At 63.4% G+C, this 17244-nt stretch carries 23 protein-coding genes; 13 read left to right on the forward strand and 10 right to left on the reverse strand.

What is annotated here, in order from left to right:
* Positions 1 to 5: 5 nt before the first annotated feature.
* The 4 genes from GBJ34_RS08585 to serB form a co-directional block, all read right to left on the reverse strand.
* Positions 6 to 920, reverse strand: coding sequence for a hypothetical protein (locus GBJ34_RS08585; RefSeq protein WP_151718858.1), 915 nt, complete (start codon positions 918 to 920; stop codon positions 6 to 8).
* 65 nt (positions 921 to 985) lie between these two features.
* Positions 986 to 1744 carry a TSUP family transporter gene (locus tag GBJ34_RS08590; RefSeq protein ID WP_151718859.1) on the reverse strand — a complete coding sequence of 253 codons (759 nt, stop codon included), beginning with the start codon at positions 1742 to 1744 and terminating at the stop codon, positions 986 to 988.
* A complete protein-coding gene (locus GBJ34_RS08595) occupies positions 1744 to 2220 on the reverse strand; it encodes a GNAT family N-acetyltransferase (protein WP_151718860.1) in 477 nt (158 codons plus the stop codon). Before GBJ34_RS08595 ends, GBJ34_RS08590 begins: the two co-directional genes overlap by 1 nt.
* The gene (serB, locus tag GBJ34_RS08600; protein ID WP_151718861.1) at positions 2217 to 3092 is read right to left on the reverse strand and encodes a phosphoserine phosphatase SerB; all 876 of its coding nucleotides are present in this window, start codon (positions 3090 to 3092) and stop codon (positions 2217 to 2219) included. Before serB ends, GBJ34_RS08595 begins: the two co-directional genes overlap by 4 nt.
* A gap of 263 nt (positions 3093 to 3355) precedes the next feature.
* On the opposite strand from serB, the gene GBJ34_RS08605 reads away from it, so the two are divergent.
* The 4 genes from GBJ34_RS08605 (at position 3356) to GBJ34_RS08620 (ending at position 6322) form a co-directional block, all read left to right on the forward strand.
* On the forward strand, positions 3356 to 4573 hold the full coding sequence (locus GBJ34_RS08605) for a flagellin (RefSeq protein ID WP_151718862.1): 1218 nt from the start codon (positions 3356 to 3358) through the stop codon (positions 4571 to 4573).
* A gap of 164 nt (positions 4574 to 4737) precedes the next feature.
* A complete protein-coding gene (flaF, locus tag GBJ34_RS08610) occupies positions 4738 to 5115 on the forward strand; it encodes a flagellar biosynthesis regulator FlaF (RefSeq protein WP_151718863.1) in 378 nt (125 codons plus the stop codon).
* Complete coding sequence (gene flbT, locus GBJ34_RS08615; RefSeq protein WP_151718864.1) at positions 5112 to 5516, forward strand: flagellar biosynthesis repressor FlbT; 405 nt, start codon at positions 5112 to 5114, stop codon at positions 5514 to 5516. Before flaF ends, flbT begins: the two co-directional genes overlap by 4 nt.
* On the forward strand, positions 5513 to 6322 hold the full coding sequence (locus GBJ34_RS08620; RefSeq protein ID WP_151718865.1) for a DUF1217 domain-containing protein: 810 nt from the start codon (positions 5513 to 5515) through the stop codon (positions 6320 to 6322). Before flbT ends, GBJ34_RS08620 begins: the two co-directional genes overlap by 4 nt.
* On the opposite strand, the gene GBJ34_RS08625 is transcribed toward GBJ34_RS08620, so the two are convergent.
* A complete protein-coding gene (locus tag GBJ34_RS08625; protein ID WP_151718866.1) occupies positions 6319 to 7632 on the reverse strand; it encodes a FliI/YscN family ATPase in 1314 nt (437 codons plus the stop codon). The genes GBJ34_RS08620 and GBJ34_RS08625 overlap by 4 nt on opposite strands.
* Positions 7633 to 7718: 86 nt before the next feature.
* On the opposite strand from GBJ34_RS08625, the gene GBJ34_RS08630 reads away from it, so the two are divergent.
* Genes GBJ34_RS08630 through GBJ34_RS08670 form a run of 9 tightly spaced genes read left to right on the forward strand, consistent with a single transcriptional unit; the run spans position 7719 to position 12224 of the window.
* Positions 7719 to 8099 (forward strand): FlgB family protein, encoded by a 381-nt coding sequence (locus tag GBJ34_RS08630; RefSeq protein WP_151718867.1) that lies wholly within the window; start codon positions 7719 to 7721, stop codon positions 8097 to 8099.
* Between the two features lie 3 nt (positions 8100 to 8102).
* A complete protein-coding gene (flgC, locus tag GBJ34_RS08635; protein WP_151718868.1) occupies positions 8103 to 8492 on the forward strand; it encodes a flagellar basal body rod protein FlgC in 390 nt (129 codons plus the stop codon).
* Positions 8493 to 8504: 12 nt separating this feature from the next.
* Positions 8505 to 8798, forward strand: a complete 294-nt coding sequence (fliE, locus tag GBJ34_RS08640; RefSeq protein WP_151718869.1) for a flagellar hook-basal body complex protein FliE — start codon at positions 8505 to 8507, stop codon at positions 8796 to 8798.
* Positions 8795 to 9061 (forward strand): flagellar biosynthetic protein FliQ, encoded by a 267-nt coding sequence (locus tag GBJ34_RS08645; protein ID WP_151718870.1) that lies wholly within the window; start codon positions 8795 to 8797, stop codon positions 9059 to 9061. The genes fliE and GBJ34_RS08645 overlap by 4 nt, the downstream gene beginning before the upstream one ends.
* A 1-nt stretch (position 9062) precedes the next feature.
* Positions 9063 to 9776, forward strand: a complete 714-nt coding sequence (locus GBJ34_RS08650) for a flagellar hook-basal body complex protein (RefSeq protein WP_151718871.1) — start codon at positions 9063 to 9065, stop codon at positions 9774 to 9776.
* Between the two features lie 9 nt (positions 9777 to 9785).
* Positions 9786 to 10571, forward strand: coding sequence for a flagellar basal-body rod protein FlgG (flgG, locus tag GBJ34_RS08655; RefSeq protein WP_151718872.1), 786 nt, complete (start codon positions 9786 to 9788; stop codon positions 10569 to 10571).
* Entirely contained in the window at positions 10571 to 10993 is a 423-nt protein-coding gene (gene flgA, locus GBJ34_RS08660) for a flagellar basal body P-ring formation chaperone FlgA (RefSeq protein ID WP_151718873.1), read from the forward strand. Before flgG ends, flgA begins: the two co-directional genes overlap by 1 nt.
* A 29-nt stretch (positions 10994 to 11022) precedes the next feature.
* Complete coding sequence (flgH, locus tag GBJ34_RS08665) at positions 11023 to 11742, forward strand: flagellar basal body L-ring protein FlgH (protein ID WP_151718874.1); 720 nt, start codon at positions 11023 to 11025, stop codon at positions 11740 to 11742.
* Positions 11743 to 11747: 5 nt separating this feature from the next.
* Positions 11748 to 12224: a flagellar basal body-associated FliL family protein gene (locus tag GBJ34_RS08670; protein ID WP_151718875.1), complete on the forward strand. Its 477-nt coding sequence runs from the start codon at positions 11748 to 11750 to the stop codon at positions 12222 to 12224.
* Positions 12225 to 12284: 60 nt separating this feature from the next.
* Here the strand turns inward: GBJ34_RS08670 and GBJ34_RS08675 are convergent, their stop codons facing one another.
* The 5 genes from GBJ34_RS08675 to GBJ34_RS08695 are packed head-to-tail and all read right to left on the reverse strand — an operon-like array spanning position 12285 to position 17215.
* The gene (locus GBJ34_RS08675; protein ID WP_151718876.1) at positions 12285 to 12626 is read right to left on the reverse strand and encodes a hypothetical protein; all 342 of its coding nucleotides are present in this window, start codon (positions 12624 to 12626) and stop codon (positions 12285 to 12287) included.
* Positions 12623 to 13708: an EscU/YscU/HrcU family type III secretion system export apparatus switch protein gene (locus GBJ34_RS08680; protein WP_151718877.1), complete on the reverse strand. Its 1086-nt coding sequence runs from the start codon at positions 13706 to 13708 to the stop codon at positions 12623 to 12625. The genes GBJ34_RS08675 and GBJ34_RS08680 overlap by 4 nt, the downstream gene beginning before the upstream one ends.
* A complete protein-coding gene (locus tag GBJ34_RS08685) occupies positions 13705 to 14469 on the reverse strand; it encodes a flagellar biosynthetic protein FliR (RefSeq protein ID WP_226341099.1) in 765 nt (254 codons plus the stop codon). The genes GBJ34_RS08680 and GBJ34_RS08685 overlap by 4 nt, the downstream gene beginning before the upstream one ends.
* The gene (gene flhA / locus GBJ34_RS08690) at positions 14466 to 16541 is read right to left on the reverse strand and encodes a flagellar biosynthesis protein FlhA (protein WP_151718878.1); all 2076 of its coding nucleotides are present in this window, start codon (positions 16539 to 16541) and stop codon (positions 14466 to 14468) included. Before flhA ends, GBJ34_RS08685 begins: the two co-directional genes overlap by 4 nt.
* Positions 16541 to 17215 carry a transglycosylase SLT domain-containing protein gene (locus GBJ34_RS08695; protein WP_226341100.1) on the reverse strand — a complete coding sequence of 225 codons (675 nt, stop codon included), beginning with the start codon at positions 17213 to 17215 and terminating at the stop codon, positions 16541 to 16543. The genes flhA and GBJ34_RS08695 overlap by 1 nt, the downstream gene beginning before the upstream one ends.
* Positions 17216 to 17244 lie beyond the last annotated feature (29 nt).

The following is a 17244-nucleotide window of genomic DNA, read 5'->3' on the forward strand; positions in this document are numbered from 1 at the left end:
CCCCTTTACCCTTTGACGCCGGTCGGAGCATAGCCGGTCACCACCTGCCAGACCACCTCCTGCATGACACGCGCGGCCTGCGGATCTGGGGCATCCGCCGGGCTACCATCGGCGCGCAGCAACATATGCGGCAGGCCAACCGGGCTTTTGCCGGTCAGTACGGCGTAATGGGTCAGTGCCATCGCGTAATGGCCAAGATCCGACAGATGGATCATGTCGGGCGCGTCACCATCGCGGCCAAACAGATCGGCGCGGGCGGCAAGCCCCGGCACCTCGCCCGCCTCGATGCGCTTGACCAGCGCGGCCATCACCTGCCCGCCTGGGATCACATGGATCACCTGATCCGAGGCCGCCATGGCCGGGCGCAGGATCTGGCCTTCCCACAGGGCCGGCAGGTCGCTTGCAATCCGCGCCTCCCACCCCGCCGGGTCATCCAGCCGGTGCCATGTCTCGAAAAGGTAAAGGCGCGCATCCGCGCGCCCGGCACGGGCCAACCCCGCCCAATCGGCCAGCGCCCTTGCGCTGTCGTGATAGCGGATCGCATCTTTCAGCTCGACCATCTCGGTCAGGACGATGGCATCATATTCGCCGGACACCAGCGCCGCGCGGGCGGGACGGAAGGCCTCGGTCGCGTTTTCCTCGGCAAAGCCCGGCACGTCATCCTGCCAGTGATTGCGCATCGAGGCACCCCAGCCCAGCTGGCTGTGATAGCGGTTGCCCATCAGCTGCGACAGCATGGCGGGCATGTCGCGCCCGACAAGGCTATGCCCCAGATGATAAACCGATTGCGGAGGCGCAGCCGGCAAGGCGGTGGCATAGCGGGCGGAAAATTCCGCATCCGTCAGGGTTTTCACTGGCAGAAAGCGCCAGACCAGAAGGCCCGCGACCGCGATCAGGGCAAGAAGAAGGGCAAAACGCATGGGATTCCCGGCAATGGCTCTGCGCCCCGATCTTGGGGCAGGCTGCGGTCAATGCAAGGGGCGGCTTACCACAATTGCCAGATCAGCCGCAGCGCCAGCGCCGAAGATGTGATGACCAGCAAGGGCTTGATGATCCTGGCCCCCACCCGCATCGCCAGCCGCGACCCGATCCGCGCGCCTGCGATCTGCGCCGCGCCCATCGCCAGACCGATGGCCCACCAGGGCGCGCCCTGCATGGCAAAGATCGCAAGGCTGCCGATATTGGAGGCGAAGTTCAGCAGCTTGGTATGCGCCGTGGCCTTCAACACCCCGTAACCCGCAACCATGACAAAGCCGATCATGTAAAAGGCCCCGGCCCCGGGGCCAAGCAAGCCGTCATAAAAGCCCACGAAGGGCACCACGGTCGCGGCAAAGACCGCAGGCGTAACCCGCGCCACCCGGTCCTGATCGCTGAGGCCGGGTTTCAGCGCAAAGAACAGGGCGATGGCGATCAGGATCACCGGCAGACCATAGCGCAGCGCATCGGTCGGCAACCAGCTGACCGCCAGCGCGCCCAGACAGGATGCGCCAAAGGCAATCGCCGCCGATCCCATCTGGCTGCGCATGTTCACATGGCCCGCCCGGGCATAGGACAGCGCGGCGGTCGCCGCCCCGAAACAGCCCTGAACCTTGTTGGTGGACAGCGCCTGCACCGGGCTGGCCCCTGCCAGCATCAGCGCGGGCAGGGTAATGAGGCCCCCTCCCCCCGCGATGGAATCGATGAAGCCCGCAGCAAAGGCCGCCGCGATCAGCATCGCCGCGATATCAAGGGACACTTCAAACATTACAGATCGAACCTGCGCGAGATACGGCCCACCACCTGCCCGCTTTTCAGGGCGTAATCGGGGTCATGGGCATAATCGACGAAACCACGCCGCCCATAGAAACCAAGCCCCGGGATATTGTCAGCCCGGATCGTGGCATTCAGCGCGATCAGCCCTGCGGCGCGCGATGCGGCACAGGTGGCTGCAAACAGCGCAGCCCCCGCCCCGCTGCGCTGACGGTCGGTATCGACAAAGGTGCCGATATCGCCCCAGCCCGCGGGCAGATCCGGGTTCACCCCCACCGCCTGAAAACCAAGCAGCCCATCCGCCTCGGCCACAAAGCCGCAGATCAGCGCCGGGCCCTCGACGTAATGGTGATGCACGCTGGCCTCGGAAAACGGCTGCTCATGCGCGGTTGTGCCGCCGATGGCGATGATGCGGTTCAGCAGCGCCGTCATTGCAGGCACATCGGCCAGGGTCGCGGGGCGGACGATCACGCCGCGAACTCCTCGCGCGCATAGCCCTGAATGAACAGCAGCGCGGTCAGATCGCCGTGATTGATGCGGATATCACATTGCGCCGCGACCGAGGGCTTGGCGTGCAGCGCCACGCCTGCGCCTGCCCGGTTCAGCATGGCCAGATCATTGGCCCCATCGCCCACCGCCATGGTCTGCGCCATATCCAAGCCCAGTCGCGCCGCGATTTCCTCCAGCGCGTCCAGCTTGGCCTGTTTGCCAAGGATCGGCATCCCGACCTCGCCGGTCAGTTTGCCATCGGCCGCCAGCAGCGTATTGGCGCGGTTTTCGTCAAAATCAAGCGCCTCTGCCACCCGCGCCGTAAAGGCGGTAAAGCCGCCCGAGACCAACGCCGCATATCCACCATGGGCCTTCATCGTCGCCAGAAGTGCCGCGCCACCGGGCATGAAGGTGATGCGGTCACGGTAAACCCGTTCGATCACCGATTCCGACAGACCTTTCAGCAGGCCGACCCGTTCACGCAAGGCAGCCTCGAAATCCAGCTCACCATTCATCGCGCGCGCGGTGATGCTGGCAACATAGGCCCCCACGCCCGCCTCATCGGCCAGCTCGTCAATGCATTCCTGCTGGATCATGGTGCTGTCCATATCAGCCAGCAGCAGCGCCTTGCGCCGCCCGGCCTCAGGCTGCACCACCAGATCGACGCGCAGCTTCTGCATGTCTTCCCAGACCTGCCAGCGATTGTCGGGCATATCCGGCACCGCAAATTCGGCCGCCACCCCCGGATCAAGCCAGCGCGCATCGCCACCGCCCCAGGCATTGCGCAGCGCCTCCACCGTGATCCGGTCCAGCACCGGCGTTTCGGGATTGGTCAGAAGGGTGACGATCTGCATGGCGGCCTCGCGGATAGGGTCCGCCGCATCGATAAAGGATCCCGGCCCCCCGCGCCAGTGCGCAGCGAGATGCGGGGCCAGAACCCCTCAAATGCGCGATAATCGGACCTCGCGCATTAGGGTTCTGTTAGAACTTCGGCCCCATCAATCAAGGGGCAACCCATGACGGGCTGGCGCGGTGCCGGACAGGTGACCGCAGGGCGCGAAAGCCAAACCGCTTCTTGCCGGACGCAAAGCGTCGGCACTGCACGAAGGATAGGGACATGTCGTCCATTCTGACGAATACCGGCGCAATGGTTGCCCTTCAGACGATGAAGGGCATCAACGCCAATCTCAACAAGGTCCAGAACGAGATTTCCACCGGCAAATCGGTGGCCAGCGCCAAGGACAATGCCGCCGTCTGGGCGATTTCCAAGGTGATGGAATCGGATGTGAAGGGCTTTGACGGCATTTCCGACGCGCTGGCGCTCGGCAATTCCACCGTCACCGTGGCGCGCGAAGCTGCTGAAACGGTGACCAACCTGTTGACCGATATCAAGGCCAAGATCGTGGCCGCGCAGGGCCAGAATGTCGATCGCGCCAAGATCCAGGCCGATATCGATGCGATGACCGGGCAGATCGGGTCGGTCATCGGTGCGGCACAGTTCAACGGGATGAACCTCGTCAATGGCACCACCGCCTCGATGAGCGTGCTGGCCTCGCTGGACCGTGCTGGCACCAGCACCGTCGCCTCGTCCATCACGGTGAACGGGCATGATCTGGCCTTCGGCACCTATACCGCCAACGATGTTTTCACCACCTCCGGCACGGCCTCCACCGCAGGCGACACCTTCGTGCTGGCGCTGGATGGCGCGGGCGGCACGGGTGATTTCACTGTGGCCGATGGCACCAATGCCTGGGCTGCCGGCGACAAGATCGCGTTGCGCATCGGGAATCACTCGGTCAGCTATACGGTGACCGCGAATGACGTTGATACGGCCAATGCCTCCATGGCCAATACGGTGCCCGACATGATCGCGGTCGGGCTGAAAAACGCCATTGACGCGCTTGGTATCGATGGGCTGGTAGTCAATTACGACAGCGCAAACCCCGGGCAGCTTGCCTTCGTGAATGACGGCACCAAGGACCTGTCGGTCAGCGGTCAGTACAGCAATGCCGGGGCCGGTGGTCTGGGCGCGCTGTCTCAGATCGATGTGACGACCAATACGACAGATGCTCTTGGCCGGATCGAGACCATGCTGCAAGCCGCGATCAATGCCTCGGCCGATCTTGGCTCTGCCCAGAAGCGGATCGAGATTCAGGCCGATTTCGTCGGCAAGCTGTCGGATGCGCTGACCACCGGCATCGGTGCCATGGTCGATGCCGATATGGAAGAGACCTCGGCACGGTTGCAGGCGCTGCAAACCCAGCAACAACTGGGGATCCAATCGCTGTCGATTGCCAATCAGGCACCACAGACGATCCTGTCGCTGTTCCGCTGACAGATACGGCCCGTGCTGCCCCAGGCACCACGGGCCCACCTGCCGTCGTGAATTCGCCATCGTGAATTCCGGTTTCCCGGATCCTGCTCCAGTTCGCGGACCGCGATCATGGCTGCCTATACCGGCCCCCAATTACCGGCCCCCAAATACCGGAAGGATGCCCCATGAATGCCCAGCATTTCGCGCAAGCCGCCTATGGCCGCCTTGAAACGCCGCTTCGCTCGGCGCGCCAGATCGAATATGATCTGCTGGCCCGCGTCACCCAACGTCTGACCCGTGCCGCGCAGGACAAGGACCGGAACTTCACCGGCTTCATCACTGCCTTGCATGAAAACACACGACTTTGGCGCGCCTTCGCGCTGGACGTTGCGCAAGCCGAGAATGCCTTGCCCGATGGCTTGCGGGCCCGCATCGTCTATCTGTTCCGCTTTACCGAACAGCATGGCCGTAAAGTCATGCAGGGCCATGGCTCCGTCGACATCCTGATCGAAATCAACACCGCCATCATGCGTGGCCTGCGTGGTGAGGGAGAGGCGGCATGACCGGGTTGGTGCTGAAACTTGGCCCGCATGAACGGGTTTTAATCAATGGTGCCGTGATCGAAAACGGGGATCGTCGCTCGCGCATTGCCGTGATGACCCCGAACGCCCATATCCTGCGCCTGCGCGACGCCATCCACCCCGAAGAGGTGACAACCCCGGTGCGGCGCGTCTGCTACATCGCGCAACTGGTGCTGTCCGGTGATGCCGATGCGGCCGATGCCCGCCAGCAATTGCTGCGCGGCATCGAACAGCTGAGCCAGGTGCTGACCGACCCGGACAGCCGGTTGCAGCTGACATTGGCCAGCCGCGCCGTCATGGAAGATCAGCCCTATCAGGCGCTCCGCGCCTTGCGCAGCCTTCTTCCGCGCGAGGAGCGGCTGTTTGCCGCAAGACGATCATGACGATCTCGCTGCCACTTTCCGGCTATGCAGGCTGGGCCTTCCTGAAGCGGACGCAGGAACGGCAGATGGCGCTTGTCGATGCCAATCCGGTCAGCCAGCGCGATGAGGCCTATTTTCGTGCAAAGATCGGAAGCATCAACAGCGCAGAAGAATTGGTGGCGGATCGCCGGCTTCTGACGGTGGCGCTTGGCGCGGTCGGCCTGTCCGATGATATCAACAACCGCTTCTTCATCCGCAAGGTGCTGGAAAGTGACACACTTGACAGCAAATCCCTGGCCAACAAGCTCAGCGACAAGCGCTATGCCGAACTGGCCGAGGCGTTCAGCTTTGGCACCTTCGACATCCCCCGCAACAAGCTGTCGGACTTTCCCGATGAAATGCTGTCGAAATACCGCGCGCGGCGGTTTGAAACCGTCGTGGGTGAGGCGAATGGCACATTTCGCATCGCACTTTTTGCAGAACGGGAACTGCCGGACCTTGCAGGTTCGCGCAGCAGCGACGCGACCAAATGGTTCAAGATCATCGGATCCGAGCCGCTGCGCACCATGTTCCAGACCGCCTTCGGCCTGCCCAGCAGCTTCGGCAGCCTGAATGTCGACCAACAGGCCTCGGCCCTGCGCAGCAAGGCCAAGGCGATGTTCGGCAGCAGCGAGGCCGCGCAATTCACCGACAGTGCCAAGCTTGACAAGTTGATGAAGCAGTATCTGATCCGTGCCGAAATGGCCGAAGGATTAAGCGCGCTATCGTCCCGCGGATCTGCCGCCCTGCAGATCCTGCAAGCGGGCGGCCTGTCACGCCGGGTCTAGCCATCATCAAGCACAACCTCCTGCAATCTCCGAAAACTTTCTGACACACCGTTTGGGGCATCCTCGGCCAGATAGGCTTCAATCGCGGGCCAAAGCCGCACCGCGTCATCGATCAACGCATCGCTTCCGGGTTGATAGAGTCCGGCCCGCACCATCATTTCGGATTGCTCATACGCGCCAAGCAAGCGGCGCACCTTCGCGATCTGCGCATTCTCCGCCAGGGTCGCTGCCTCAGGCAGCGCGCGGGAAACCGATCGCAACAGATCGATCGCCGGAAAGCGGCCGCGTTCAGCAATCCGTCGATCCAGCACCACATGGCCATCCAGCACACCGCGCAGGATATCGGCCACCGGCTCCTCCATATCGGACCCCGCGACCAGCACCGAAAATATGGCCGTGATGTCGCCGGCACCTTCAAGGCCAGGTCCGGCGCGCTCCGCGAGTGACATGATCATATGCGCGGTTGAGGGAGGATAGCCGCGCAAACTGCCATCCTCGCCCGAGGCAAGGGCGATCTCGCGATGAGCCTCGGCAAATCGCGTGACAGAATCCGCCAAAAACAGGACATGCAGCCCCTGATCGCGGAAATGTTCGGCCACCGCCATCGCAGTCCAGGCGCAGCGGCGCCGGGTCAACGCCGGCTGGTCGGAGGTTGCGGTCACCACCACCGCCCGCCGCAACCCCTGCGCACCCAAGGCTCGTTCGGTAAAATCGCGCAATTCCCGGCCGCGCTCGCCGATCAGCGCGATCACCACCACATCAGCTTCCATCCCGCGGACGAAGCGCGCCAGCAGCGACGACTTCCCGACACCCGAACCCGCAAAAAGCCCGATCCGCTGGCCGCGCACAACCGGCAGAAGGGTGTCGAAGACGGCCATCCCCGTCGCCAGCCGCGCCCCCAATCGCCTGCGCTGCGCCGCCGCCGGGGCCTTTGCCCGCAGCGGCCTATCCTGCCCGCCACGGAACAAGGGACGCCCGTCCAATGGCTGCCCGAAAGGATCGATGATACGGCCGATCCAGCTCGCATCCGGCGCGATCAACGGCACCCCCTCCAGGATCACGGCATCCGCAATGCCTACGCCCTCAGGCGCGGTTTCCGGCAAGATGGTGACCAGATCGCGCGCAATCTTCACAACCTCACCCGGCAGGACACGCGATCCGGCCCGAATCACCACACGGTCGCCCAAGACTGCCAGCCCTGACAGGCCGGTTGCCACCACCATGCCGCGCGCCAGTTCCACCACCCTGCCAAGCCTGTGAACCGGTTGCACCGCGCCGATTTCGGCCTGCAGGCCTGCAAATACCCACATCTTATGTTTCCTCTTCGTTCGCTGATTACCCTTTCTAAAGGAATCACCCTTAAGCCTTTCTGAAGGTGATCGAGGGAGAAGCCCCGATGTTTGAAAAACTGGAAATCGTCAGAATGGCGCAGGCCTTCGCCGCCCATGCCGGCGCGCGTCAGGGCGAGGTGGCGCGCAACATTGCCAATGCCGACACGCCCGGCTTCAAGGCGCGTGACTTGCCGCCATTCCACGAGGCCTATCGCGCGACAACTACGCAGCTGCGTGGCACCCGACCGGGTCATTTCGGCCCGGCCGCGGACAGCATGGCAGATGATCGGCTGGTGGCCGGGGCGGCATCGCCCAATGGCAACACGGTTTCGCTGGAGGCCGAGATGGTGAAGGCAGTGGAGCTGCGGCAACAACATGAGATGGCGCTGGCGATCTACCGCAGCACCTCCTCCGTTTTGCGCAACAGCCTTGGCAGAGGACGTTGACCCATGTCGGACCTTTTGCGATCGCTGAACTATGCCGCCAGTGGGATGCAAGCCCAGTCAGGGCGCCTGCGCCATGTCGCGGAAAACATCGCCAATAGCGACACGCCCGGTTACCGCCGCAAAGTCACCTCGTTTCAAGAGGTTGCGGGCGAATATGGGCCGGAAGGTGTGGTGACCGGGCCGGTCCGGCTCGACAATGCGCCGCTGACCCGCATCTTCGAACCAGGCCACCCTCTGGCCGATGAAACCGGACACTATGACGGCTCCAATGTCGATCTGGTGACCGAGGTGGCTGACGCCCGCGAGGCGCAGCGCAGCTATGACGCCAATCTCAGGATGTTCGATCAGGCACGTCAGATGACACTGAGTCTGTTCGAACTTCTGCGCAGATAAGGGAGATCCAGAATGGATTTGCGCACGACACTTGCAGCCCAGGGCTATGCCGCCACGCGAAGCGCGGTCCCGGCACAGCCAGGCGGTGAAACCGCCGGAATGCATGGGCTTTTGGGCGCGGCGGATGAATTCGCCAGCGTCCTTGCGGCGGGCGAGGCCGCGGCTCGCGCCTCGATGTTGGGCGGAGCCGACCCACATGCCTTGGTGCAGGCCCTCGCGGCCAGCGAAATGGCCGTGGAAACCGTCGTGACCGTCCGCGACAAGGTGGTGGAGGCCTATCAGGAGATCCTGCGGATGCCGGTATGAGCCCGGAGCTGATCTTTGATCTGCTGCGCCAGGCGCTGTGGATCGCGGTGAAGATCTCCTCTCCCCTGCTGGTTGTCGCGCTGATTGCGGGCATCACCATCGGGCTGTTTCAGGCCCTCACTTCGATCCAGGAGATGACGCTGACCTTTGTGCCAAAAGTTGCCGCAATGCTCATCGTCTTCTGGGTCAGCATGAGCTTCATGACCGCCACCCTTGTGAGCTTTTTTCAGGACCAGCTGGTTCCCGTGATGATCGGAGGCTGAGATGGACAGCACCGCCTATACTACCCTGACCCGGCAATCCGGCTTGATGCGGGAATTGCAAGCCATTGCCAACAACATTGCCAATGCCTCCACCACCGGCTTCCGGCGCGAAGGCGTGATCTTTTCCGAATTTGTTCACCGGATGCAGGGCGCGCCGTCGCTGTCCATGGCGCGTGCCGCGGGACGCAATATCGACCTGACACCTGCGGATTTTTCGATGACCGGCGGCAGTTTCGATTTTGCCATCGAGGGCGAGGGTTTCTTTCTGATCGACACGCCCGCGGGCAACCGCCTGACGCGCGCCGGCAGCTTCACGCAATCGGCCACCGGCGAGCTGGTCAATCCCGACGGCTACCGTCTGCTGGATGCAGGCGGGGCCCCGATCTTCGTGCCCTCCGATGCCGGGATGATCGCGCTTTCACCAGACGGCACTCTTTCGGCCAATGGCGCGCCGCTGGCCCAGCTCGGCCTCTGGATGCCGGAAGATCCCGATACGCTGATCCATGAGGGCGGGACGCTGTTTGCAGCCCTCAGCGGCGAGGTGCCTCAGGCCGAAGGCCGCATTCTGCAAGGCCAGCTGGAGGGCAGCAATGTCAACCCGGTGATCGAGGTCTCGCGCATGATCGATGTGCAGCGCTCCTATGAACTGGGCCAGTCCTTCCTTGATCGCGAGGATGAGCGCCTGCGTGGCGTCATCCAGACCCTTGGCCGCTAGGAGATTGATATGAAAGCCTTGCAGATCGCCGCGAGTGGTATGGCCGCCCAACAGATGCGGGTCGATGTCGTCTCCAACAACCTCGCCAATATGTCGACGACGGGCTACAATGCCCGACGCGCCGAATTTGCCGATCTACATTACCAGCAGATCGCCCGGCCCGGCGCGATCTCGGCCTCGGATGGCACGATGCTGCCGACCGGCGTGCAGCTGGGCCTTGGTGTCCGCCCCGCCTCGGTGGCGCGGGTGCTGGCACAGGGATCATTGGCGCAGACGGGCGGTGATCTCGATATCGCCATTGAGGGGCGTGGTTACCTTGAGGTCACCCTGCCTTCGGGAAATGCGGCCTATACCCGCGATGGCGGGCTGAAACGCACCGCAGACGGGCTGATCGTCACCTCCGACGGCTATGAGGTCGTGCCGGGCATCACCATTCCGGCCGACAGTCGCAGCATCACGATCAATGCCCAGGGCGAGGTCTATGCCCATTTTCTGGATCAGGTGCAGCCGCAGCTTCTGGGCCAGATCAACCTTGCCGGTTTCACCAATGAAAAGGGGTTGGAGGCCATCGGCAGCAATCTCTATCTTGAAACAGCGGCTTCGGGCCCCGCTCTGGTCGCGATACCGGGTGCGGAGGGTCTGGGCACCCTGCGGCAAGGCTATCTCGAGGAAAGCACCGTCGATTCGGTGCGCGAAATCACCGAGCTGATCAAGGCCCAGCGCGGCTACGAGCTGAACGCCAAGGTCATCACCGCTGCCGACCAGATGCTGTCGGCCACCGCACAGGTGCGGTGATGCGCTGGCCGATCCTGATTGCCCTGCTGGCACAGCCCGCCATCGCCGAAAGCGTCGCCCCGGCGCGCACGATCCGCGCCGCGACCGTCATTGCCGCGGCGGATCTCGCCATGGTGCCGCAGGATCTGCGCGACGGGTTTCAGAACCCTGACGAGGTGGTCGGGCAGGAAGCCAGGGTGACGCTTTATGCCGGGCGTCCGATCCGCATGGATGAAATCGGCCCGCCCGCATTGGTCGATCGCAACCAGATCGTCACGCTCACTTACCATGTCAGCGGGCTGCGCATCGCGGCCGAGGGACGGTCGCTCGCTCGCGGTGGTGTGGGCGACATGATTCGCGTGATGAACCTCTCCTCCCGCAGCACGGTCACCGGATCCGTGCGTGCTGACGGCACCGTCGCGGCCATAGCCAATTCACAATGACCCCCTGCCCCATATCGATGAGCCCCGCCATGAAACGAGTTTGCCTGGGATTGCTATGCCTGACGGCCTGTGGCCGCCTTGATATGGTTGGAAAATCCCCCGACTTCACCCCGATTGAAGGTGGCATCCAGCAACATGCCATGTATGCGACACCTCTTCCGGTCGATCTCCCACCGGAGACCTCCACGGGTGCGTCCTCCCTCTGGGCCTCAAACCGGGAGTCGCTGTTTGGGGAGCGAAGGGCGCAGCGACGCGGGGATATCGTGACCGTGGTGATCAAGATCGATGATAGCGCAGAGATCTCGAACAGCACCGGGCGCAGCCGTGCCGGAAGTGACGCGATGGGGGTGCCGTCCCTGTTCGGCATCCCCCAGCGCCTCAACGAGAAGCTGCCGGAAGGCGCGAGTATGTCGGAAGCTGTGAAGACGTCCTCCGCCTCGAGCTATCGCGGCGACGGTTCCGTGTCGCGCAACGAGAAGCTGGAACTGCGCATCGCCTCCACCGTAGTGGAAGAACTGCCGAACGGGGTGTTGCGTATCGAAGGCCAGCAGGAGGTGCGGGTGAATTACGAATTGCGCGAATTGATCGTGACCGGCTATGTCCGCCCCGTCGACATCTCGCGCCAGAACGAGATCACCTATGACAAGATCGCGGGTGCCCGCATCTCCTATGGCGGGCGCGGCCAGATCAGCGATGTGCAGCAACCGCGCTATGGCCAGCAGGTTGCCGATATCCTCTTGCCGTTCTGACGCCGATGAAAAATCTCATCATGCTCATACTGGTCGTGCTGCTGGTTGCAGGAAGCGGCGTAGCGGCAGGTTATTTCTTGCGCCCCCCCCCGGATGCGACAGCCATGGCTGACCCTGACGTGGACCCCGGTGATGAGACCAGCGATGATCCTTCCGAGACAGATGAATATGCCAAGATGAGCAACCCGTTCATCATCCCCTTGATCGAGGGTGCGCGCATCGAATCCATCGTGGTGATCTCGCTTGCGATCGAAGCAAAGGCCGGCAGCATCGCGACGGTCTATGACATGGAGCCCAAGTTGCGTGACGCCTTTCTTTCGGTGATGTTTGATCACGCCAATACCGGCGGCTTCCGCGGGGCCTTCACGGATGGTCAAAACCTGGAAAGGCTGCGCCGCCAATTGCGCGATGTGGCCGTCAAATTGATGCCAGACACGGTGAAGAACGTGCTGATCACCGATATCGGCCGACGCGATTCCTGAAACCGTATCACGCGTGAATGCCCTGACCATGCCCCTTCTGGGGCATTGCCTGTTGTGCCGTCATTTTCCCCTGGACATGTGCGCCTGCGAAAGCTGTTGCAGCACCTGTGTCTTGCCGAAGGCCAGACGGGCGGCCGCCAATGCCTCTCGGCACACCAGCCCCTGCTGATCGAGTTGTTGGTGTAAAATCTGCCGGCGCGCATCCACCCACTGGCCATAAAGCAACTCGGCCTGACGCGTATGGATCGGTGACAGATCGCAGGCCGATGGCGCGTCAAGTGCCTCAAGCTGTGCCGTGATTGCTTGTTGACGCACTTGCGCCCGTCGCAACGCCTCCAGCCGTTGATCCTGAATCATTCCTGCCAAGCGGGCGAGCTGCCCAAGCATCTCATCCGGCTTCATCCGCGCCGCCCCGCCTTGCGGCGCATCATCTCCGCAAAACGGATGGCCGCGGCCACCGCCTTGTAATGCTTGCGTCCGACTTCGTCTCCGATCTCCAGCGTGGCGTAAAGGGCGCGGGCGGTCGGAGGATCGCTCTGGATCGGGACGCCGGCCGCAAGGGCCCGCTCCCGGATCCGGGCCGCGATCTCGTCCATTCCCTTGGCGATACAGATCGGGGCCCGCCCCGAGCCGCGGTCCCATGCCAGCGCGACGGCGTAATGGGTCGGGTTCACGATCACCACATCTGCATTTGGCACATCGCGGAGCATCCGATTCATCGCAATCTCCTGGCCACGGGCGCGGCGATGCGCCCGGGCCTGAGGATCACCCTCGGCCTCGCGATGCTCCTCCGTCACTTCCTGGCGCGACATTCGGGCTTGCTGGCGATGACGGAGGGCCTGCCAGAGATAATCCACACCGCCAAAGGCGCCCGCCATCGCCGCGACAACAATCAAGAAATCCCGCAACAGGATCAAAAGGATGCCCATTGCCGCCCTTGGCTCCAGCCAAAGGCTGCCCAGCATGGGATCAAGCCGTTGAACCAGGAAAGCCCCGAGAATCAACGCCGTCAGCCCCAGCTTCATGCTGCTTTTGAAAAACTCGAACAGGCCGTTCAGGCCAAATTTCTGAGCCGCGATCGTCGAGGGGGAAACACGCGACAGACGCGGCAGCAGATTGGCCGGCGTCACCAACCATGCGCGCTGCAACACCAAAAGCAGGCAAACAAAAAGCGCAGGCAGCACCAGAAGCGGCAACAACGCCTGGGCAAGCGGCAATAGAAAGCCGGGCACTATCGCGCGGGATGAGCCAAGCAACAAAGGGGCTAACGCCTCTGGCCGGTCAAGGGCTGGCACAAGCGCAGCACCGATGCGATGCAGGCTCCACCCGCCGAGGGTGGTCGCCGCCAGAACGAAGCCCGCATAGGCCCCGGCCGCCAGCAGATCGGGCGAGCGTGCAATCCGGCCCTCCTTGCGCATGTCCTCCAGCCGTTTCTGGCTGGCCTCATGCGGGCGGTCTGCGGCCCCCTCACCTCCCGCGCTCATGGCGTGCTGCCCAGCGGTGTGGTCAGACTGCGCTCCAGCGCGAGCTGCCAGATTGCCAGCATATGCGGTGCGGCAATGGCAAAAAGCGCGATGCCACCAAGCGTGATTGCGGGTGCCCCCACCATGGCGACCATCAGCTGCGGCATGGCCCGGTTGATGACACCAAGTGCAACATTGTAAAGCAATGACGCGATGACGAAGGGTGCGGCCAGCGAGAAGGCGAGGCGGAACCCCTGCGCAACCTGTCTAACACCCCAATCGGCAATTTCGCCAGGGGTCGGGATCCCGCCCTGTGGCAGCAGATCATAGGACAGCACGAGCAGGTGCACCGCCTTGGCGGGCAAACCACCTGCCAGGGCAAGCGCAATGGCGGCGAGAGTGAGAAAATTGCCGATCACCGGCTGCGGCTCCCCCGCACCGCCGAAAAGCTGCGCCAGCGAGATCGACTGCGCGATGATGGCACCCGCGGTTTGCAGCGCAAGGATCAGCAACCGCAGGCTGAGCCCCAAGAGGACACCGATGCCGATTTCGGCGAGCAACACCGCAACGGAGATGTCGCGGCCCGTTTGCACAAGTGGCAGGACCAGCAGCGAAAGTGCGACCGCCACGCCAAGTTTCACCCGCGCGGGCAGACTGGCCTCGCCAAAGCCGGGCATGAGCGCGACCGCCGCAGATACTCGCAGAAAGACCAGAAACCAGCCGAGGAACAGGGGCTCACTCAGCCCGACCAGGTCGGCAATATGGGCCAGCAACGGAGTCACGCCGGAATCACCCCGAGCATGGCGGGGCGCGCCTCCATCCCGATCTCTTCATAAGAGAAAACCGGCGTCGCCAAGCCTTTGGCCCCCAGCACGGTGCGCAGAAACCGCCTGCGCAGCGATGATGTCACCAGCGCAACCTGGGTGCCGCCTTCGGCAACCTGACCAATCCGTTCGGCCAGCGCAGTGGCGAGGCGGCCGAACTGCTCCGGCGGCAATGCCACATCGCGGGCCCCGCGATCGCCTTCGATCTGGTAGGTGGTGAAGGTGCGCTCCCATTCCGGGGCAAGTTGCAGCAGAGGAATCGTGCCATCGGCGCGCTTGAGATCGGCAACGATCTGAAAGCCCAGCCGCTGGCGGACATGCTCGCAGACCGCCTCGGGCGAAGGCAGGCCTCGCGCCTCGGCGATGGCCTCGAGCGTGAGGGGCAGGTTGCGGATCGAGACCCGCTCCTCCAGCAGCAGTTTCAGCACCGACAGCAGCAGGTCATGCGGCACGCGATCCGGGATCAGGTCATCAAGCAGGCGTTTGTTCGCCTCGGCCCGTTGGGGATCCGAGACATTGACGAATTCATCCAGCAGGCGGCGCAGACCTTTCAGCGACAGAAGCCGCGCGAGATTGGCCTTGATGACTTCAAGCATATGGGTCGCCAGCACCTCAGGCGCGGTGACCACGGTCAGGCCGGACAGCGCCGCCATTTCCTGATTATCGGGTTCGATCCAGCGCGCGGGGGCACCGTAAACCGGCTCGCGGATATCGATGCCGGGCGGGGCTTCCTGCGCCTCGGACAGAAGAACCAGCACGCGTTCCGGCATCAGGCGGTCGCGGACGCGCTCCACCCCTTGCAGGCGGATGCGGTAGGTGCCAGGCGGCAAAAGCGCATCATCGGTCAGCCGGATTTCGGGCAGGATCAAGCCATAGCTGGTGGCGATATGGCTGCGCATGTTCTGGATCCGCACATCAAGCCCGGTCGCCGGATCCAGCACCATCGCCACCAGATTGGGCGCGAACTCGATATGGATCTCATCGAAATCCAGCACATCGCCCATGGATTTGCGGGCAAGCGGCGCATCTTGCGGCGGGGGTTCTGCCTGAGCGGCAAGGACTGGCTGCCGCATCCGGTAAGTGGCGGCGGCCGCGAGCGCACCTGCCCCGGCCATGAAGGGCAGAAAAGGCAGGCCAGGCACCAGCGCAAACAGCGCGAGCAACAGCGCAACCGTGCCAAGCGCCGCCGGATATTGACCCAACTGGCGGAAAAACGAGACATCAATGGAGCCCGAGGCCCCGCCCCGCGCCAGCAACAGCGCGGAGGCGACCGAGATGATCACCGCCGGGATCTGGGTCACCAGCCCATCACCGACCGTCAGGATCGCATAGGTTTCAAAGGCGCGGGCGGCGGGCATTTCATGCACGACGATGCCCATTACGAGCCCGAAAACAAGGTTCAGTCCGGTGATCAGCAACCCCGCCACCGCATCGCCCTTGACGAATTTGGACGCGCCGTCGAGCGAGCCGAAGAAGTTGGTCTCTGCCAGTTCCTGCTCGCGCCGGTGCCGCGCCTCGGCATGGGTGATCGCCCCTGCGGCCATATCGGCATCAATCGCCAATTGCTTGCCCGGCATTCCGTCCAGCGCGAAGCGGGCCCCGACCTCGGCCATGCGGCCAGCGCCCTTGGTGATGACCATGAAATTCACGATCAGCAGCACGCAGAAGATGACGAGGCCCAGAAGCAGGCTGCCGCCCATGATGAAATTGGCAAAGCCCTCAATGACATGGCCCGCCGCATCGGTGCCGGTATGGCCCTGCCCGATGATCAGCTTGGTGGAGCTGACATTGAGCGAAAGCCGCAGCATCAGCGAGGCCAGAAGGATGGTGGGGAAGGCAGAAAAATCCAGCGGGCGTTCGACAAACAATGTCACGGTGAACATCAGGATCGCCAACGCGAAGGAGGCTGCAAGGCCGATATCAAGCAGCCAGGTCGGCACCGGCAGCACCATCATCGCAACCACCGCCATCAGGGCCAGCGCCAGCATGACGGTGGGTTGATACAGCGCGCGGATGGAGATTGCGGGCATCACCGGACCCTCGCGAACAGCGATCCCATGCCATCAGTGCGCGGCACCAGCGATCCGGTTCCGCCCGTGCCACCCGCCTGCAACAGCGGATAGGCGTTCACCCTTGGCGCGGGCGCGTCCCCCGTCAGATCGGCAAGCCGGATCTCGGCTGGAGCAAGATCTTGCAATATCTCGCGAAATCGCGCCTCGTATTTCCCGGCAAATTCCTCGGTGCCGGAATGGTAGGCCCCGGCCGCTTGCACCCAATCGCCGCTTTCCCGGTATTTCGAAGCCAGGAAACGCGCGGCATAGACCGCATTTTCCTCCGGGTCGAACATCGTGGCAAGCGAGACAAAGCCTTCGGAATGCCAGCGATGGTTCAGCTGGAAACAGCCGATATCAAGATTTGTGACCCCAAGGTCCAGCTGGGCGGTCACAAAGTCCGCCGCCGCATCGGCGCTGTCGAACCAATAACCCTGCCCGGCCTGATTGACCGCCCAGGGCCAGGGTTCCAGCACGCCGTTGCGATTGCGCCCGGTCTCTGCCCGGGTCAGGCTGCGCAGCACCTCCAGCGGGACGCCGGTTTCCGATGCTGCCCGCATCGCCGCCCGATCACAAAGATCGGCCTCGGCGCGGGCCATATCGGCAAAGCATAGCGACAGGATCGGCAGCAGCCGCAGCAGAAGGACCGGCATGGGGTTCGGATTCTCCGATGGCGTCGTTT

The sequence above is a fragment of the Gemmobacter serpentinus genome (assembly GCF_008973825.1).
In the GTDB taxonomy this organism is placed as follows: domain Bacteria; phylum Pseudomonadota; class Alphaproteobacteria; order Rhodobacterales; family Rhodobacteraceae; genus Gemmobacter; species Gemmobacter serpentinus.

Excerpts from the sequence above, each read along its gene's own strand:
- flaF (WP_151718863.1), top strand. The coding sequence starts at position 4,738 with ATGAATGCCCAGCATTTCGCGCAAGCCGCCTATGGCCGCCTTGAAACG.
- GBJ34_RS08695 (WP_226341100.1), bottom strand. The coding sequence starts at position 17,215 with ATGCCGGTCCTTCTGCTGCGGCTGCTGCCGATCCTGTCGCTATGCTTT.
- flgG (WP_151718872.1), top strand. The coding sequence starts at position 9,786 with ATGAAAGCCTTGCAGATCGCCGCGAGTGGTATGGCCGCCCAACAGATG.
- GBJ34_RS08670 (WP_151718875.1), top strand. The coding sequence starts at position 11,748 with ATGAAAAATCTCATCATGCTCATACTGGTCGTGCTGCTGGTTGCAGGA.
- flhA (WP_151718878.1), bottom strand. The coding sequence starts at position 16,541 with ATGCCCGCAATCTCCATCCGCGCGCTGTATCAACCCACCGTCATGCTG.
- GBJ34_RS08645 (WP_151718870.1), top strand. The coding sequence starts at position 8,795 with ATGAGCCCGGAGCTGATCTTTGATCTGCTGCGCCAGGCGCTGTGGATC.
- flgH (WP_151718874.1), top strand. The coding sequence starts at position 11,023 with ATGAAACGAGTTTGCCTGGGATTGCTATGCCTGACGGCCTGTGGCCGC.
- GBJ34_RS08680 (WP_151718877.1), bottom strand. The coding sequence starts at position 13,708 with ATGAGCGCGGGAGGTGAGGGGGCCGCAGACCGCCCGCATGAGGCCAGC.
- GBJ34_RS08590 (WP_151718859.1), bottom strand. The coding sequence starts at position 1,744 with ATGTTTGAAGTGTCCCTTGATATCGCGGCGATGCTGATCGCGGCGGCC.
- flbT (WP_151718864.1), top strand. The coding sequence starts at position 5,112 with ATGACCGGGTTGGTGCTGAAACTTGGCCCGCATGAACGGGTTTTAATC.
- GBJ34_RS08625 (WP_151718866.1), bottom strand. The coding sequence starts at position 7,632 with ATGTGGGTATTTGCAGGCCTGCAGGCCGAAATCGGCGCGGTGCAACCG.
- GBJ34_RS08650 (WP_151718871.1), top strand. The coding sequence starts at position 9,063 with ATGGACAGCACCGCCTATACTACCCTGACCCGGCAATCCGGCTTGATG.
- flgA (WP_151718873.1), top strand. The coding sequence starts at position 10,571 with ATGCGCTGGCCGATCCTGATTGCCCTGCTGGCACAGCCCGCCATCGCC.
- GBJ34_RS08620 (WP_151718865.1), top strand. The coding sequence starts at position 5,513 with ATGACGATCTCGCTGCCACTTTCCGGCTATGCAGGCTGGGCCTTCCTG.
- GBJ34_RS08675 (WP_151718876.1), bottom strand. The coding sequence starts at position 12,626 with ATGAAGCCGGATGAGATGCTTGGGCAGCTCGCCCGCTTGGCAGGAATG.
- fliE (WP_151718869.1), top strand. The coding sequence starts at position 8,505 with ATGGATTTGCGCACGACACTTGCAGCCCAGGGCTATGCCGCCACGCGA.
- GBJ34_RS08630 (WP_151718867.1), top strand. The coding sequence starts at position 7,719 with ATGTTTGAAAAACTGGAAATCGTCAGAATGGCGCAGGCCTTCGCCGCC.
- serB (WP_151718861.1), bottom strand. The coding sequence starts at position 3,092 with ATGCAGATCGTCACCCTTCTGACCAATCCCGAAACGCCGGTGCTGGAC.
- GBJ34_RS08585 (WP_151718858.1), bottom strand. The coding sequence starts at position 920 with ATGCGTTTTGCCCTTCTTCTTGCCCTGATCGCGGTCGCGGGCCTTCTG.
- GBJ34_RS08605 (WP_151718862.1), top strand. The coding sequence starts at position 3,356 with ATGTCGTCCATTCTGACGAATACCGGCGCAATGGTTGCCCTTCAGACG.
- flgC (WP_151718868.1), top strand. The coding sequence starts at position 8,103 with ATGTCGGACCTTTTGCGATCGCTGAACTATGCCGCCAGTGGGATGCAA.